Source organism: Neorhizobium sp. DAR64860/K0K1, assembly GCF_050500205.1.
In the GTDB taxonomy this organism is placed as follows: Bacteria; Pseudomonadota; Alphaproteobacteria; order Rhizobiales; family Rhizobiaceae; genus Neorhizobium; species Neorhizobium soli.
On record NZ_CP191458.1, the window covers coordinates 440,028 to 454,458 of the forward strand.

Here is a 14,431-nt window from a genome sequence, read left to right on the forward strand (position 1 = left end):
GCGCCGCGCGAAAGTGCATTCCGGAGAACCACAAAGGAGGACAAAATGGGTATCCGAACATATACGATCGCCATCGCTACGGCGTTTGCAGCAACTGCATCGCTTTTTGCGCTCAGCGCTCAGGCAGAAGACGTTAAGCTCACGCTATGGTCGCTCGACCGCGACATTCAGCCCGCCCCCAATCTCATCAAGGAATTCAACGCCCAGAAGAACGGCATCCAGATCGAATATCGCCAGATTCAGTTCGACGATGTGGTCAGCGAGGCGATGCGAGCCTATTCGACCGGTAAAGCACCTGACATTATCGCAATCGACAACCCAAATCATGCCATGTTTGCGTCCCGCAAGGCATTTCTGGACCTTACCGACATGATTGCCGGTTCAAGCACGATCAAGCCGGAAAACTACTTCCCCGGCCCGCTCGCCTCCGCCACCTGGGACGGAAAATATTACGGCGTGCCGAAAGCGACCAATACGATCGCGCTTTATTACAACAAGGACCTGTTCAAGGCCGCGGGTCTGGATCCGGAAAAGCCGCCGCAGACCTGGGACGAGTTGCTCGAGACCGCCAAGAAGCTGACCGACCCATCCAAGAATGTTTACGGCATCACCTTCTCGGCCAAAGCCAATGAGGAAGGCACGTTCCAGTTCCTGCCCTGGGCACAGATGGGCGGCGCCACCTACAAGTCCATCAACAGTGATGGGGCTGTCCGGGCGCTGACGATCTGGAAGCAATTGCTCGACGGCAAAATGACATCTCCGGACACGTTGACGCGCAGCCAGTGGGATTCCACGGCAACCTTCAATGCGGGCAATGCGGCGATGGCGATATCCGGACCTTGGGAAATCGACCGCATGGTGACCGATGCCAAGTTTGACTGGGGAACCGCGCTCTTGCCGGTGCCGCAGGAAGGTGCCGAGCGCTCTTCCGCTATGGGCGACTACAACTGGGCGATTTTCTCCAACACCAAACATCAGGAAGAGGCGTTCAAGGCGCTTGAGTTCTTCGCCTCCAAAGACGTCACCATGTACAAGGATTTCGGCCAGATCCCTGCCCGTTCCGACCTGTCGATCCCGCCGACCGGAAATGCGCTCAAGGATGCGGCCCTCAAGACCTTCGTGGAACAGCTGAAATATGCCAAGCCACGCGGCCCTTCGCCAGAATGGCCGAAGATTTCCAAGGCAATTCAGGATGCCGTCCAGGCGGCGCTGACCGGACAGATGGAGCCTAAGGCCGCGCTCGATCAGGCTGCCGAGAAGATCAAGCTTATCGAAGGCTGAGGCAAGACTGCCTTTCTCAGGAGCCGATGGCATTCTTGCCATCCACCTTTTCCTCCCGGAAGGAGCTGTCTCGTTCGTCAAGAGGGGACAGCTCCACACCGGCTCTTATGGGGTTTCCATGAAAAGGATACTTTCCAGCATCACGGATGGCCGCGGCTTCGACATCGGGCTCGTCGCAATTCCCTTTGGCTTCCTGTTTCTTCTCGCGGGATTGCCCTTGATCTACAATATCCTGATGAGCTTTCAGGAAGTGGACATGTTCAGTCTGGGAAGCATCATCAGGCCATTCGTCGGCTTCAAGAATTACATCGACCTTTTCAAACAGCCTGAAACCCTGCCTATCCTCTACAACACCGTTATCTTCGTGGTCGGCTCGATTGCCGGCCAGTTTCTCATCGGGTTTGGCCTCGCCCTGTTTTTCTGGGTCAACTTTCCGGGATCATCGTGGCTTCGTGGACTGTTTCTGGTTTCATGGGTCATGCCGGGTCTGGTCGTCGGTGCGATCTGGAACTGGATACTCTCGGGAGATTTCGGCGTCCTGAACTTCTTTCTGCGTGAAAGCGGCCTGATTGACAGCAATATCTTCTGGCGCTCAGACCCCAATTTCTCGCTCTGGGCGGTCGTGCTCGCCAATATCTGGCTTGGTACATCGTTCAATATGATCCTTCTGTCCGTCGGTCTTTCCGCCATACCCGGCGATCTCTATGAAGCAGCCGAGCTGGACGGTGCAAACGCCTGGCAGCGCTTCTGGACCATCACATTGCCCATGATGCGCTCCACCATCGGTGCGATCATTTCGCTCGGGCTTATCTTCACACTGCAACAGTTCGATCTGTTCGCGGCAATCACGGATGGCGGGCCGAACAACTCATCCAATGTCGCCCAATACTGGGCCTGGGACCTCTCCTTCCGGCAATACGACTTTGGCAAAGGTGCCACGATCTCGGTCATCATGACTGTGTTCGTGATGTTTGCGGCTATCGTCTATGTGCGCTCGACCCGTCATGAGGTGCGCGGATGACTGAAACCAACCGAAACCGCCTGATGCTCGCCATCGCCATCATCATGGCGGCGATCTACCTGTTTCCGCTCTACTGGATGTACGTCACGGCTCTCAAAACGGGCTCTGAGATGTTTGCCACCCCGCCCAGCTTCTGGCCATCGACAGCGCAGTGGAGCACCTTCGCGTATGTCTGGGAAAGCCGGAACATGGGGCGCTACCTTTGGAACTCAACGCTGATCGCCTTTGGATCGGTGGCGCTCATCGCCGTTCTCGGTACCGGCTGTGCCTATGTACTGGCGCGGTACCGCAACCGCTGGGTGGATGTGGGCCTGTTCCTCATTCTGATGCTGCAGGTTCTGCCCGCATCGCTGATGATCACGCCGATCTTCGTCGGGTTCTCCCAAGTCGGTTTGCTGGACTACCCGCGCTTTGCCGTCATCCTGGCGATAGCGGCAAAGAGCATGCCGTTCTTCGTGGTGCTGGTGCGGGCGACATTCATGGCTGTGCCGATGGAGCTTGAGGAGGCCGCATTGGTCGATGGCAATTCGCGCATCGGTGCCTTCTTCAACATCGTGCTCCCGCTTGCCCGCAACGGTATCCTTGTCAGCGCCATCCTCATCTTCATGCAGGCATTCGGCGAGTTCGTCTATTCGAAGTCGATGATCCAGAACATCGAATTGCAGCCCGCAAGTGTCGGTCTCAACTCGTTCATGGGTCCAAACACCAGCGAATGGAACAACATCATGGCGTACGCAACGATGTACGTAACCCCGATCCTTGCCATCTTCGTCCTTCTGCAGCGCCGCATCGTTTCCGGCCTCACATCGGGAGCTCTCAAATGACCAATCAAATCGAATTGTCGGGCGTCAACAAATATTACGGTGCCTATCACGCGCTGAAGAACATCGACCTCACCATTCGCAAAGGCGCTTTCGTCGCCCTGGTGGGACCGTCCGGATGTGGCAAATCAACGCTTCTGCGCGCCCTCGCAGGGCTTGAATCGATCTCCGAAGGAAACCTGGTTATTGCCGGCGACCGCATGAACAACGTACCACCCCGCAAGCGGGATCTGGCCATGGTGTTCCAGTCCTATGCGCTCTACCCGCATATGACGGTTGAGGAAAACCTCACTTATAGCCTGCGCATTCGCGGCACCAAGAAGGCGGAAGCGAAAAAGGCGGCAGAGGACGTGGCCGCCATTACCGGCCTGTCGGACCTGCTGCATCGCTATCCCCGCGAACTCTCGGGCGGACAGCGACAGCGTGTCGCGATGAGCCGGGCCATTATCCGCAATCCCAAGGCCTTTCTGTTTGATGAGCCACTGTCCAACCTCGACGCCGCCCTGCGTGTCCATATGCGCAAGGAAATCAGGGCACTGCATGACCGGCTTGGCGCGACCTCGGTCTATGTCACGCACGACCAGATCGAAGCGATGACAATGGCTGATCACGTCGTGGTCATGCGCCACGGCGTGATCGAGCAACAGGGCCGGCCGCTTGAACTCTATGACCGACCGGTCAACCGTTTCGTTGCCGGATTTATAGGATCGCCGGCCATGAATTTCATTCCGGCAACGACTGGACCGGATGGAAAAAGCCTCATTCTGGATCTTGGCCGGCCACAGACGATCGGTCTCGACAGAACCATTCCGGCCAATCGAAATCTTGTCGTCGGTCTGCGGCCCGAACATCTTACCATCGCCGAAGACGGCAAGGGTTTGTTGGAAGCACCAGTGGCCTTGGTCGAGTCGACAGGGTCAACGACCTTCGTCACAACGGCAACGACGCCCGAATGTGTCGTCGTCGTAAATGGACGAGTTCCAATAACCGGCGGTCAAACCGTCGGATTGAATTTCCAGCAGGAACACATTCATCTGTTCGATGCGGAAACGGACAGTCGGATTGAATGATTGATGCCTGTGGCGACAAGCGTAACCGTGCGCTTGAGCCGGATGGCCGCGTCCGACGGCTTGCAGAAATCGCTCTGGCCGGTTTTGCTGAGCGCAGCTGGCACCGATGTCTTTTCCGCTGCGGCTTTCTTCTCCGCATTTTCCCTTTGCGGTCCGCCAATTCTGACCCGCCACACCCCCATGTTCATGGCTGGCGCGGTTTGGGAATTTGCTCAATAATCCTTTCTGGCCAAGCCGAGGCCTGAAAGCGAGTGTTATCTTGAACACCCAAACGGAGAGAGCCGGACCTATATCCGTTGTCATCGTCGAGGACGATGGACCAACACGTCAGCGTATCGCTGACGGCCTGTCCGACGCTTCCGCATTTTCGGTTCTTCAGGCGGGAACGCTCTCGGAGGCGCGCCAAGTGCTGGGGTCTGGTTACCCTGATGTGCTTCTGACTGACCTCCAGCTACCCGATGGCCATGGCATGGACCTGATCCGCGACGTCCGGCAGCATAGCCAGACCACCGAGATCTTGGTCATCTCCATCCTGGGCGATGAAGAAAGCGTCATTTCGGCTATTTTACTCGGTGCCAACGGCTATCTGCTGAAGGACGCTCTGCTGACCGACATCGCCGACACGGTGCGCGATCTTATGCGGGGCCACTCGCCAATCTCGGCCTCGATAGCCCGTTTCATCGTCAAACGGACCCAAGGCGTCAAGGATCCCGTCGTCGGGACGGACTTGAATACCGCCAAGCTGACAGCGCGCGAAATCGACATTCTCTGGGGCATCGCAAAGGGTTTCAGCTACGCCGACATCGCGGATTATCTGGGTATTTCACGCCAGACCGTTCCCGGCTATATAAAGAACATCTATCGCAAGCTCGAGGTGAATACCCGCGGTGAGGCCGTATTCGAAGCCTTGCAGCAGGGCTTGATAAAGCTTTAGGATGAAAGCTGCCGCTCACCAAGTTGGAAGGATGGCTCGACCGCGTGGCAGGATCGGCTGGCTGCTGCTGTACCTGGCGCTGCAACCTGTCATCATCGTCCTTTGCATCCTGGCCCGCCAGATCGGCCCGCCCCTGCCTCCCGCGGTCTATGAACTGAGCGGCGTTGAGCTCCAGGACGCGACAGGCCAATTCCGTTCTGTGAACCTCCCGGACTTTCGGCCCGTCTCCGAAGATGCAACCTCTTCCGCGATTTATCGCGTCTCACTCGAACGACCGACCACACAGAAAGATCTGGCATGGAGCATTTTCGTGCCGCGCTTTACCACGGGCGTACAATTCGAGGTTAACGGCTCAATGATCCACGATACGCACCGGAATGTTATGAGCCGCAGACCCGACCGCAATACGTCCGCCATAGCGACGATTCCGGAGAGCCTGCTGCATGAGGGGCGCAATGAGCTGATCATTCACCTCGTCACATGGGGGCCGGTCGGCGGCTATCTGGACAGCGTTTATGCCGGTCCGGACAAGGTCCTGAGACCGGTTCACGATCAGCGGTCAATCATGTTCGAGACCCTGCCACTCATCCTCGTTGCCGGACAGGCGACATTGGGAGCGATCCTCGGCCTGATCTGGATCAACCGCCGGAACGATCGCAGCTATGGGCTGCTTGCGCTCGCCATGCTGATCGGTTTTTTTCAGTATTTCGTCTCGATGCCAGCATCACCACAAACTCTCGGCCTCGTCGGCGCTGCCGTTGTTACGCAAGCGCCGCTGGTTCTGCACTTCATCGTGCGCTTCATCGACATGCCGCCACCGCGATGGCTTCATCTCACATTCGTACCCGGCATTATTATTGCCTTTGCGGGCCTTACGGGACAGCATGATTTACTTCACGCACTCTTCCTGCCGCTAGGGCCACCAACGATTGCTCTCTGCGCCGCCGTTGCTTGCCTCCTTTTGGGCAACGCAGCTCTGCGCGGAAACCGAAAGGCGCTGATAATGGCGCCTGTATTCTCAGTCATGCTGGGGTGCGCCCTGAACGATATCCTGACGGTCAGCCGGCTCATTCCGGGTGAACGGATCTTTATCGGCTGGTTCGGTTATTCGATCGTCCTGATCGTCATCGGAGTCTGGCTGACCTGGCGTTTCGTCCAAGCTTTGAATGATGCCGACAGTTTCGCCGACCGGTTGGTGAAGCAAGTGTCGGAGGCCGAGGTCAAGCTCAGGGCAAGTTTTTCCCGCGAAGAAGAACGCGCAAGGGCGGCGGCTTTGGCCTCGGAGCGGACGCGATTGATGCGGGACCTGCATGACGGGTTGGGCGGGCAACTCGTCAGCATCGTCGCTCTTGCCGAACAGCCGAGAGATACAACGAATACAATCGGAGATGCCGCTCGCGCTGCGCTGCGCGATCTTCGTCTGGTCATCAACGCAATGGAAGAGATCGATGGCGACCTCATGCTTGCCCTTGGCTCCTGGAGGGAGCGGATATCAGGCCAGTTGCGCGCCCACGACATGCAGCTGGTTTGGAGCGTACAGTCGCCACACGGACTTCCCGTCTATCCAGGCCTGCGTCCAAGGCACGTTATCCAGGTTATCAGGCTGCTTGACGAAGCTGTCACCAATGCGATCAAACACTCGGGCGCATCGATCGTGACGATCATGATCGAGACCATAGCTGGCCCCGACGGCGACGCGAGGGGCCAGATCTCCGTCAGGGACAACGGTTGCGGCTTTGCGGTCGATGCGGTGAATGGGGCGGGGACGGTGCAGGGCCGGGGCTTGCTCAACATGAAAAAGCGCGCAGCCCTCTGCGATGTGACCTTGTCCGTCACAAGCGCACCGCTCGGCACAACGGTCTCGCTGCTGCTACCCGCCGACTTCCCCGAAGCCGGCTAAGGGGGCTGATGCCAGCGGGGAGCGCGCGGATAAGGTCATAGGAACCGAGCGCGGAGACACTTTCATCGCCTGGACTATCTGATGCCGAGACGGTTCCTCGGGCCACCACGATTGACCGGCTTGACACCGAGACCGGGTGCGCGAACGCCCGGCCTGCGGACACAGCCAACCGGCAAGCCCGGAGCAGTACAATAGATCGCGGTCCTTGCCACGGGACGCGCCACGCAACCAAGCGGAACCGCCGGCGCCGTGCAGTAGACGACCACCGCGGCCGGGGGGCGCACCACGCAGCCTTTTGGGACGCCGACGGCGTTGCAATACACGACGGCCGCCGCCGGCGCGGCCGTGAAAATTGGCGCTGCCAGCACGGCAAGATAGGTAAGGGCCAATGCGGCCTTGAAACCATTTGGGCGATGTTTCATGGCGAATGTCTCCCGGATTCTGAACTGCGCCGACGGATACCGGCTTGACCCCATCATGCCCGTTTCCGGTGCCGCGAATACGCCATGAACATGGGGTGGATGCGCATCTTAAACGCACCTAATGGTTGAAACTATCGGTTGCTCGCCAGGCCGGTTTGCCCGGCGAGCCGTAGTTTCTCTGCAAGTGCGAACGGGACTGGCACGATGGACGTCTCCGCGACTGCAACAGGCCCGTCCCCGGCCCCCGATCAGTCTGTCGTCAACGTCGCGGACTGGATCGTCAGCGCAGAGCAGGTCTTCGATCGTCTCGAGACGGCGTTGGTGGACACGGCGCTCGCCCTGCCACATCTTGATCAGGAACTGTTATGGGCGGGCACGGTGTCCATGACCTCGGCGCCCAGGGTTCTTGCCCTCAGCGTTGGCGCCGGCGGTGTCGTCATGCTGATTTTTCTGCTCAGCAGTTACGGTCTGAGAGGCCGACGCGAGGCTGCCGCGCGCGAACGCGTCCCATTCCTCGCCGTCTTGAAACGGACGGCCTGGAGCCTTGTGCCGTTGCTGGCCGCCATCGCAGTGGGGCGCGCAATAGCCGTTCGACTGCTGAGCGCCGATCCGCTCGGGGATGGCTTTGCCAGGGAGTTTCTCGTTTCCGTCATCTACTGGCTGTCTGCCATTACCTTTCTAGGCATTGTCTTTTCGCCCCGCACTCCTCATTTGCGGCTTCTGCCGCTGGACGAGAGCGGAGCGGAAAAAGGACTTAGGCGAAGCGCCGTGATCCTGGCGTGCGGATACCTGATGGTGTGCCTTCTGGCCGCAGCCGCCCGCGTCGGCATGCCGCCGAACTCAGTGCGGCTGCTGGCGATACTCGGCGCGTTTGCCATGACGGCGGCGGCTCTTCGATTGCTGCATCTTCTGCGCCGGCACGGCCTGACGCCGCTGCTACACATGGTCGCCGCCTGGATGATCCTGCTGGTGTCAGGCTTGTGGATATGGGGCTGGCTGATGCAGCAGTTTGACCTGTACCAGGGGATCAAGGGAACAACGATCGCCCTTATGCTGACGCTGGCCTTCGATCGCTCGATCGCCCTCTCGATCCAGCTGTCGCGCAAGCCCGAGGTGATGCGTCGACTGTTCGTGGTGAGGGTGGTGATCGATGCCTTGGCGGCAGTTGTCATCCTCAGGCTGATCGTCGAGTACTGGCTGGTCGGCACACTTGCGGTCATCCCGCAACAGGATTGGCCGCAATACTCTCGGCAGATCAATTTTTCGCTTTTGGTGTTGGTGCTCGCTGCCGTGCTCGCCGCGGTTACCCACGCATGGGTAGAGTCGCGCATGATGCCGAAGGAGGCTCTCACCTCGCTGGAAGACGCGGAGTTGCACCTTGCGCGTATGACAACGGTTCTGCCGATCCTGCGTGTGGTCTTGCTGGGGCTCATCGGATCGATTTTCTCGCTTGTGACCCTGTCGGTTCTGGGGGTCGACACCACTCCCATCATAGCCGGCGCCGGCATTTTGGGTCTGGCCATCAGTCTCGGGTCCCAGGCGTTGGTGAAGGACGTAATATCGGGCATTTTCTGGATGCTGGACGATGCGTTCCGGCTCGGCGAAGAGATTGAGATCGACTCCACTCCCGGCAGGGTGGAGCAGATACTGATCCGCAGTCTCAGACTGCGCGGCTTAGATGACAGGCTGCATACAATTCCCTACGGCCAGATCGAGACCGTTGTCAGCCGCAGTCGCGGACTCGTCCTCGCTCGGGTGAGCCTGAGACTGGAGAGCGACACGGACGCCGTCGGGCACGCGCGGTTAATGCGGTTGGCGGCGTCGACCCTTCGAAGCGAAACCAGGCTTCAGGCCGATATCGTCGGCAAGATCGCCATCAGCCCGCCTGAAGCCCATCTGCAGACCAGGGAGCTGGTGTTGAGCTTCAATTTGGCGCGTGCCGCAGCGGTGACCGCCCTTCCCCTGATCCGCTCTCTGCTGCTTGAAGTGCTCGAAGCCTCCGGCTTCGATCTCGCGCCAGATGGCGTCCACGTCTCCCTTGCTGAAAGGCGCGCCACCGCAGCCCCGGTGGCTGGCACGCTGGACGAGGTGCAGACCCCATGAACATGGGATGGCTTCACTGCAGCCTTTGGTTGATCGTGCCGTCCAGCATCGCAGGGACATTGACCAGTCCCTTGGAGCAGGTCCTGCGGCCTCGTCGCGAAGAATTGGTCCGGATTAGCTGATGCTGGCAGTTCCGCAACTGAAGAATGGACTGCTGACCGCGTCCGCCCGGCAGGAGGCTCCCGACACAGGGATCAACCTGGCGGATATCGCAACACTCAAAGGAGATCGAAATGGCAAACGTTAAGCTGATCACCCCTGTTCTGGTCGTCTTCGGGCGGCTCGCCGTCGCTTCGAGCGGCTATGCGCAACAGGAGGCCTTCATGACCGCAGACAAGAACGCCGACACGATGCTGGACCAACCCGAATTCAAGGTTTTCATCGACACGATGGCCGCGTCCGGAAAGCCGATAGCCCTCAAGGTCAAGCAGGCCGGTCGCTACAACCTGGCGTTTGGCCGGATCGACAAGGACAAGAACGGACTCCTGACGCCGAACGAGTTGCAGTCGCTGAAATAGCTGCCGCTCCCTGAGCAGGCCTGCCACGACATGCGCAAGGGAAGGATCTTTCCATGGAACATGCACTGTTGCCCGTGGTGGCCGCAGCTCTGCTGATTGGCTGGGTCGGGCAGGCCTGCGCCCAGGCCGAGAAGCGGAAAGTCATGGTTGAGGCACCTACCCTCGTTGAAGTGACGCTGTACCTGGAGACGACAGGAACGTTCCGCGCGATCAACCAGGTTGACCTCGTCGCCCGAGTTTCCGGTACGCTCGAGAAAGTGAACTTCAATGACGGCGACACCGTGCGAAAAGGTGACGTCGTCTTTCTCATAGAACCCGAACCCTATCTCATCATCCTCGCAGCTGCCGAAGCAGAACTGCGTCAGCAGCAGGCCAACCTGCAACAGGCCGTCTCAAACGCGGCCCGGCAGGAAGGACTCTCTGCCAAGCAGGTCGTATCGCAAAGTGCAAATGAATCGGCGGTGGCACAGCGACTGGCAGCCGAGGCACAGGTCGAAGCCGCCAAGACCAAGGTGCGAAGTGCTGACATCAACCTCAGCTACACGGAAGTGAAGGCGCCCTTCGCCGGTATCCTATCCGCACGCGCGGCCGATATAGGCGCCTTTATCAATTCCGCATCGGCTCCGAAGCTCGCATCGCTGGTCGTCCCGGACCCGCTCCACGTACTCTTTTCGGCCGATGAGCGGCAGGTAATCGCCTTTCGCCGCGCGATGGCTGAGCGCCATATAGACCTAAGGAGCCTCGGGGCGATCCGGGTCGAAGCCGGTCTTCAGGGTGACGCGACCTACCCTTACAGTGGATATCTCGACTACATTGCCCCCGAGCTAGACAGCGCGACTGGAACCGTGACCCTTCGCGGCGTCATTGCCAACACGCAACGCCTGCTATCGCCGGGCATGTTTGCCCGCGTCCGAGTCCCGATCGTCACGCGCAAGGCATTGACCGTGCCGGAAGCCGCGATCGGCAATTCCCAGTTGGGCCGAACGCTTCAAATCGTCGATGCCGAAGGCAGGGTCGCAACCGTCAAGGTCGCGCTCGGAGAAAAAGCCGCCGGTGGCCGACGGGAAGTTGTCCACGGCGTGAGGGAGGGCGACCGCGTGATCGTCAAGGGCGGGGCTGGGTTGCGTGCCAGAGAAGTCGTCGAAGTCGTGACGGCACTCGATTGATCTGCTTACAGAAACAGGGAATGCCCCAGGATGGCCAGGTTCTTTATCGATAGACCGGTGCTTGCGAACGTGATCGCGCTCCTGACCGTCATACTCGGTCTGGTGGCGCTGGCCAGCCTGCCTGTCGCACAATATCCGAATGTCGTACCGCCCTCGGTGCAGGTGACGGCACGCTATCCCGGTGCCAACGCCGAGACGATCGTCCAGGATGTGGCATTGCCGATCGAGCAAAAGGTCAATGGCGTCGAGGGCATGCTCTACATGCAATCGACCTCCACCAGTGACGGCACCTACGCACTCACCGTGACCTTTGCGATCGGCACCGATCCCGACGCGGCGCAGATCCTGGTGCAGAACCGTGTGGCGAGTGCGACGCCTTCCCTTCCGGATGCCGTACAGGCACAAGGCGTGCAGACGGCCAAGCGCTCGACGGCTATTCTGGCGATTGTAGCACTCACCTCCGACAACCCGGATCATGACAGCCTGTTCATGACCAATTATGCAACCATCAACCTGATCGATCAGATCGCTCGCATCCCCGGCGTCGGTAGTGTCTCGGTTTTCGGCGCCGGCAACTATGCGGTGCGCATCTGGATGGATCCGGACCTGATGGCGGCACGCGGTCTCATGCCGTCAGATGTGAACAACGCGATCCGCCAGCAAAGCCGCACATCGTCCGCCGGCCAGCTTGGCCTTCCACCGGTGCCGGAGGGACGCGATTTCCAGTACACGCTGAAGCTCGACTCCAAGCTCGCCGATGTGGTGGCCTTCGAAGACATCGTCCTGCGCGCAAATGACAATGGTGATCTCGTGCGCTTGCGCGACGTGGGACGGGTAGAGCTGGGTGCTCAGCAATACAGCCAGGATTTCAGTCTCGATGGAAAGCCGGCGGCAGGCCTCGCACTCTTTCTTTTGCCCGAAGCCAACGCGCTCGACGTCGTAGCGGCGGTCAAGGCAAAACTGGAGGTCATGTCGACCGACTTTCCCGAAGGGCTTCGCCACTCCGTGCCGTTCGACACGACGCTGTTCGTCAAGGCCGCCATCGATGATGTCTACCACACCCTGGTGGAAGCCGCGTTCCTCGTGCTGGTTGTCATCCTCATCTTCCTGCAGGATTGGCGCGCGATGCTGGTGCCTGCCACCACGGTGCCTGTCACCAGCATCGGCGCCTTCGGCGCACTGGCCTTGTTCGGTTTCTCCATCAATCTTTCCACCCTGTTCGCCATCATCCTTGCCATCGGCATCGTGGTTGACGATGCAATCATCGTGGTCGAGGCCGCTGCTCGCCATCTCGATGACGGAAAAACGCCAAGGGAGGCGGCGGCGCTTGCCATGGACGAGTTGATGGGCCCGATCCTCGGCATCACACTTGTGCTGCTTGCCGTGTTCCTCCCGGCCTCCTTTCTGCCTGGCCTCAGTGGCGAAATGTATCGCCAGTTCTCGCTGGTCATTGCCGCCACGGCTCTGATCAGCGCGGTCAACGCCGTGACCCTGAAGCCGACCCAACGCGCCCTATGGCTGAAACCACATGCCCTGAAGCCGCGCAAAAACATCGTCTACCGCGGTTTCAACGCAAGTTACGACGCCGTCGAACGGGTCTATGCAGGGCTGGTGAGGATCATGGCCCGTTTCAGTGTGACAGTCTCGCTGGTGGCACTGCTGTTAGTCGCGCTCTCGCTCTCCCTGCTGGCGCAGGTGCCGACGGCCTTCCTGCCGATCGAGGATCAGGGGTATTTTCTGATATCTGTCCAGTTGCCCGAGGGCGCGTCGCTCGAGCGCACCCGCCGCGCAATCGAAAACCTGCGGGGGCGGGTCGAGAAGCTGGATGCCGTCGAGACAGCGGTCGCAATCAGCGGCGTCTCCGCCCTCAACAACAATGCCAGCCTTTCCAACGCGGGTGTCCTCTACGTGATCCTTAAGGACTGGAGCCTCCGCCAGCAGGGAGATGACCTGTTGTCGCTCTACACATCCCTGCGGAGCCTGACTGCCGATCTCCCGGACGGACAGGCGCTCGTGCTTCCGCCGCCTCCGATCCAGGGTATCGGCAACGCGGCTGGCTTCACCATGCAGGTAGAGGCCCGTGACGGCGCCTTCGACTATGCGGCTTTGGAAGAAGTGGCGGCCAGCATCGCCCGTGCAGCAGGGTCTGATCCGACATTCCGCGAAGCCTTCAGTCCGTTCCGTGCCGACGCCCCCCAATTTGCCGTCTCGATTGACCGTAGCAAGGCTCAGCGCGCCGAGATCGATGTCGGCGGCGCCTATGACGCTGTCAGCCAGTACATCGGATCGTCCTATTCCGGCCAGATCAACCTCTTCGGCCGCATTTTCCAGGTTTATGTACAGGCAGACGCCTCAAGGCGCGCCGAAGTCGCCGACCTGGAGCGGCTTCGGCTGCGCGGCGCCTCCGGCCAGATGGTGCCGCTGGGCTCGATCGCAGACGTAAAACCGGCCACCGGGCCTGCGCTGATCAGCCTCTACAATCTCTATCCATCCGCTCAAATCATCGGCTCGCAGGCGCAAGGCTATTCGACCGGCCAGGCGCTCGATGCACTCGACGGGATCGCAAAGTCGCTGCTGCCTCACAATTTCGAACGGGAATGGACGGCTGTGTCCTACCAGGAACGAGAACTCAGCGGACAGATTTATCTGGTCTACGGCCTGAGCCTGCTTCTAGTCTATTTCGTTCTGGCTGGCCAATATGAGAGCTGGTACGCACCAATCAGCGTCATCGCGACCGTCCCGCTCGCGCTGATCGGAACGGCTACGACGCTGCTGTCGCTCAATGCCGCCGTCAACCTCTACACGCAGATCGGTCTGGTGTTGCTGGTGGCACTGTCGGCCAAAAACGCGATCCTGATCGTTGAAACCGCGCGGCATCTGCGGCTGCATGACGGCGCAGAGACCGTGGATGCGGCCATAAGGGCTGCGATCACGCGGCTTCGACCGATCCTGATGACGTCGATCGCCTTCATCCTCGGCGTCGTGCCGCTCGTGCTGCAGACCGGGGCGGGAGCGAGCGCGCAAAAGTCGATCGGGCTCGCGGTTCTGACCGGCATGATGGGCTCAACCTGCCTGACCGTCGTTTTCGTACCGTCGCTCTTCGTCGTCATGCAGAGAATGGAAGAGCGCTTCAAACGTCGCGTTCCAGTTTCAAGCTAACTGTGGCCGGCAAGCAGAGAGCCTTGTAAAGTCGTT

The 14,431-nt window shown here is 59.7% G+C and carries 12 protein-coding genes; 11 read left to right on the forward strand and 1 reads right to left on the reverse strand.

The window, feature by feature from the left end:
- Nucleotides 1-45: 45 nt before the first annotated feature.
- The 7 genes from ACQY1J_RS01955 (at nucleotide 46) to ACQY1J_RS01985 (ending at nucleotide 7,027) form a co-directional block, all read left to right on the forward strand.
- Nucleotides 46-1,281 (forward strand): ABC transporter substrate-binding protein, encoded by a 1,236-nt coding sequence (locus ACQY1J_RS01955; protein WP_430249904.1) that lies wholly within the window; start codon nucleotides 46-48, stop codon nucleotides 1,279-1,281.
- Between the two features lie 118 nt (nucleotides 1,282-1,399).
- A complete protein-coding gene (locus tag ACQY1J_RS01960; protein ID WP_430249906.1) occupies nucleotides 1,400-2,302 on the forward strand; it encodes a carbohydrate ABC transporter permease in 903 nt (300 codons plus the stop codon).
- Nucleotides 2,299-3,126 (forward strand): carbohydrate ABC transporter permease, encoded by an 828-nt coding sequence (locus ACQY1J_RS01965; protein WP_062577842.1) that lies wholly within the window; start codon nucleotides 2,299-2,301, stop codon nucleotides 3,124-3,126. Before ACQY1J_RS01960 ends, ACQY1J_RS01965 begins: the two co-directional genes overlap by 4 nt.
- Complete coding sequence (locus ACQY1J_RS01970) at nucleotides 3,123-4,193, forward strand: ABC transporter ATP-binding protein (RefSeq protein ID WP_430249908.1); 1,071 nt, start codon at nucleotides 3,123-3,125, stop codon at nucleotides 4,191-4,193. Before ACQY1J_RS01965 ends, ACQY1J_RS01970 begins: the two co-directional genes overlap by 4 nt.
- A 3-nt stretch (nucleotides 4,194-4,196) precedes the next feature.
- Complete coding sequence (locus ACQY1J_RS01975) at nucleotides 4,197-4,412, forward strand: hypothetical protein (RefSeq protein ID WP_430249910.1); 216 nt, start codon at nucleotides 4,197-4,199, stop codon at nucleotides 4,410-4,412.
- Between the two features lie 40 nt (nucleotides 4,413-4,452).
- Nucleotides 4,453-5,127: a response regulator gene (locus ACQY1J_RS01980; protein ID WP_062459961.1), complete on the forward strand. Its 675-nt coding sequence runs from the start codon at nucleotides 4,453-4,455 to the stop codon at nucleotides 5,125-5,127.
- Nucleotides 5,128-5,509: 382 nt separating this feature from the next.
- Nucleotides 5,510-7,027 carry a sensor histidine kinase gene (locus ACQY1J_RS01985; protein WP_430249912.1) on the forward strand — a complete coding sequence of 506 codons (1,518 nt, stop codon included), beginning with the start codon at nucleotides 5,510-5,512 and terminating at the stop codon, nucleotides 7,025-7,027.
- 74 nt (nucleotides 7,028-7,101) lie between these two features.
- On the opposite strand, the gene ACQY1J_RS01990 is transcribed toward ACQY1J_RS01985, so the two are convergent.
- Entirely contained in the window at nucleotides 7,102-7,449 is a 348-nt protein-coding gene (locus ACQY1J_RS01990) for a hypothetical protein (protein ID WP_430249914.1), read from the reverse strand.
- Nucleotides 7,450-7,653: 204 nt separating this feature from the next.
- Here ACQY1J_RS01990 and ACQY1J_RS01995 point away from each other — a divergent pair, with 204 nt between their 5' ends.
- The 4 genes from ACQY1J_RS01995 to ACQY1J_RS02010 all read left to right on the forward strand — a co-directional run bounded on the left by ACQY1J_RS01995 (nucleotide 7,654) and on the right by ACQY1J_RS02010 (nucleotide 14,395).
- Complete coding sequence (locus ACQY1J_RS01995; protein ID WP_430249916.1) at nucleotides 7,654-9,552, forward strand: mechanosensitive ion channel family protein; 1,899 nt, start codon at nucleotides 7,654-7,656, stop codon at nucleotides 9,550-9,552.
- Nucleotides 9,553-9,785: 233 nt separating this feature from the next.
- On the forward strand, nucleotides 9,786-10,070 hold the full coding sequence (locus tag ACQY1J_RS02000) for a hypothetical protein (RefSeq protein ID WP_430249918.1): 285 nt from the start codon (nucleotides 9,786-9,788) through the stop codon (nucleotides 10,068-10,070).
- Nucleotides 10,071-10,123: 53 nt separating this feature from the next.
- A complete protein-coding gene (locus ACQY1J_RS02005; RefSeq protein ID WP_430249920.1) occupies nucleotides 10,124-11,236 on the forward strand; it encodes an efflux RND transporter periplasmic adaptor subunit in 1,113 nt (370 codons plus the stop codon).
- Nucleotides 11,237-11,266: 30 nt separating this feature from the next.
- Nucleotides 11,267-14,395 carry an efflux RND transporter permease subunit gene (locus ACQY1J_RS02010; RefSeq protein WP_430249922.1) on the forward strand — a complete coding sequence of 1,043 codons (3,129 nt, stop codon included), beginning with the start codon at nucleotides 11,267-11,269 and terminating at the stop codon, nucleotides 14,393-14,395.
- The last annotated feature ends 36 nt before the right edge of the window (nucleotides 14,396-14,431 follow it).

Excerpts from the sequence above, each read along its gene's own strand:
- ACQY1J_RS01955 (WP_430249904.1), top strand. The coding sequence starts at position 46 with ATGGGTATCCGAACATATACGATCGCCATCGCTACGGCGTTTGCAGCA.
- ACQY1J_RS01960 (WP_430249906.1), top strand. The coding sequence starts at position 1,400 with ATGAAAAGGATACTTTCCAGCATCACGGATGGCCGCGGCTTCGACATC.
- ACQY1J_RS01965 (WP_062577842.1), top strand. The coding sequence starts at position 2,299 with ATGACTGAAACCAACCGAAACCGCCTGATGCTCGCCATCGCCATCATC.
- ACQY1J_RS01970 (WP_430249908.1), top strand. The coding sequence starts at position 3,123 with ATGACCAATCAAATCGAATTGTCGGGCGTCAACAAATATTACGGTGCC.
- ACQY1J_RS01975 (WP_430249910.1), top strand. The coding sequence starts at position 4,197 with ATGCCTGTGGCGACAAGCGTAACCGTGCGCTTGAGCCGGATGGCCGCG.
- ACQY1J_RS01985 (WP_430249912.1), top strand. The coding sequence starts at position 5,510 with ATGAGCCGCAGACCCGACCGCAATACGTCCGCCATAGCGACGATTCCG.
- ACQY1J_RS01990 (WP_430249914.1), bottom strand. The coding sequence starts at position 7,449 with ATGAAACATCGCCCAAATGGTTTCAAGGCCGCATTGGCCCTTACCTAT.
- ACQY1J_RS01995 (WP_430249916.1), top strand. The coding sequence starts at position 7,654 with ATGGACGTCTCCGCGACTGCAACAGGCCCGTCCCCGGCCCCCGATCAG.
- ACQY1J_RS02000 (WP_430249918.1), top strand. The coding sequence starts at position 9,786 with ATGGCAAACGTTAAGCTGATCACCCCTGTTCTGGTCGTCTTCGGGCGG.
- ACQY1J_RS02005 (WP_430249920.1), top strand. The coding sequence starts at position 10,124 with ATGGAACATGCACTGTTGCCCGTGGTGGCCGCAGCTCTGCTGATTGGC.
- ACQY1J_RS02010 (WP_430249922.1), top strand. The coding sequence starts at position 11,267 with ATGGCCAGGTTCTTTATCGATAGACCGGTGCTTGCGAACGTGATCGCG.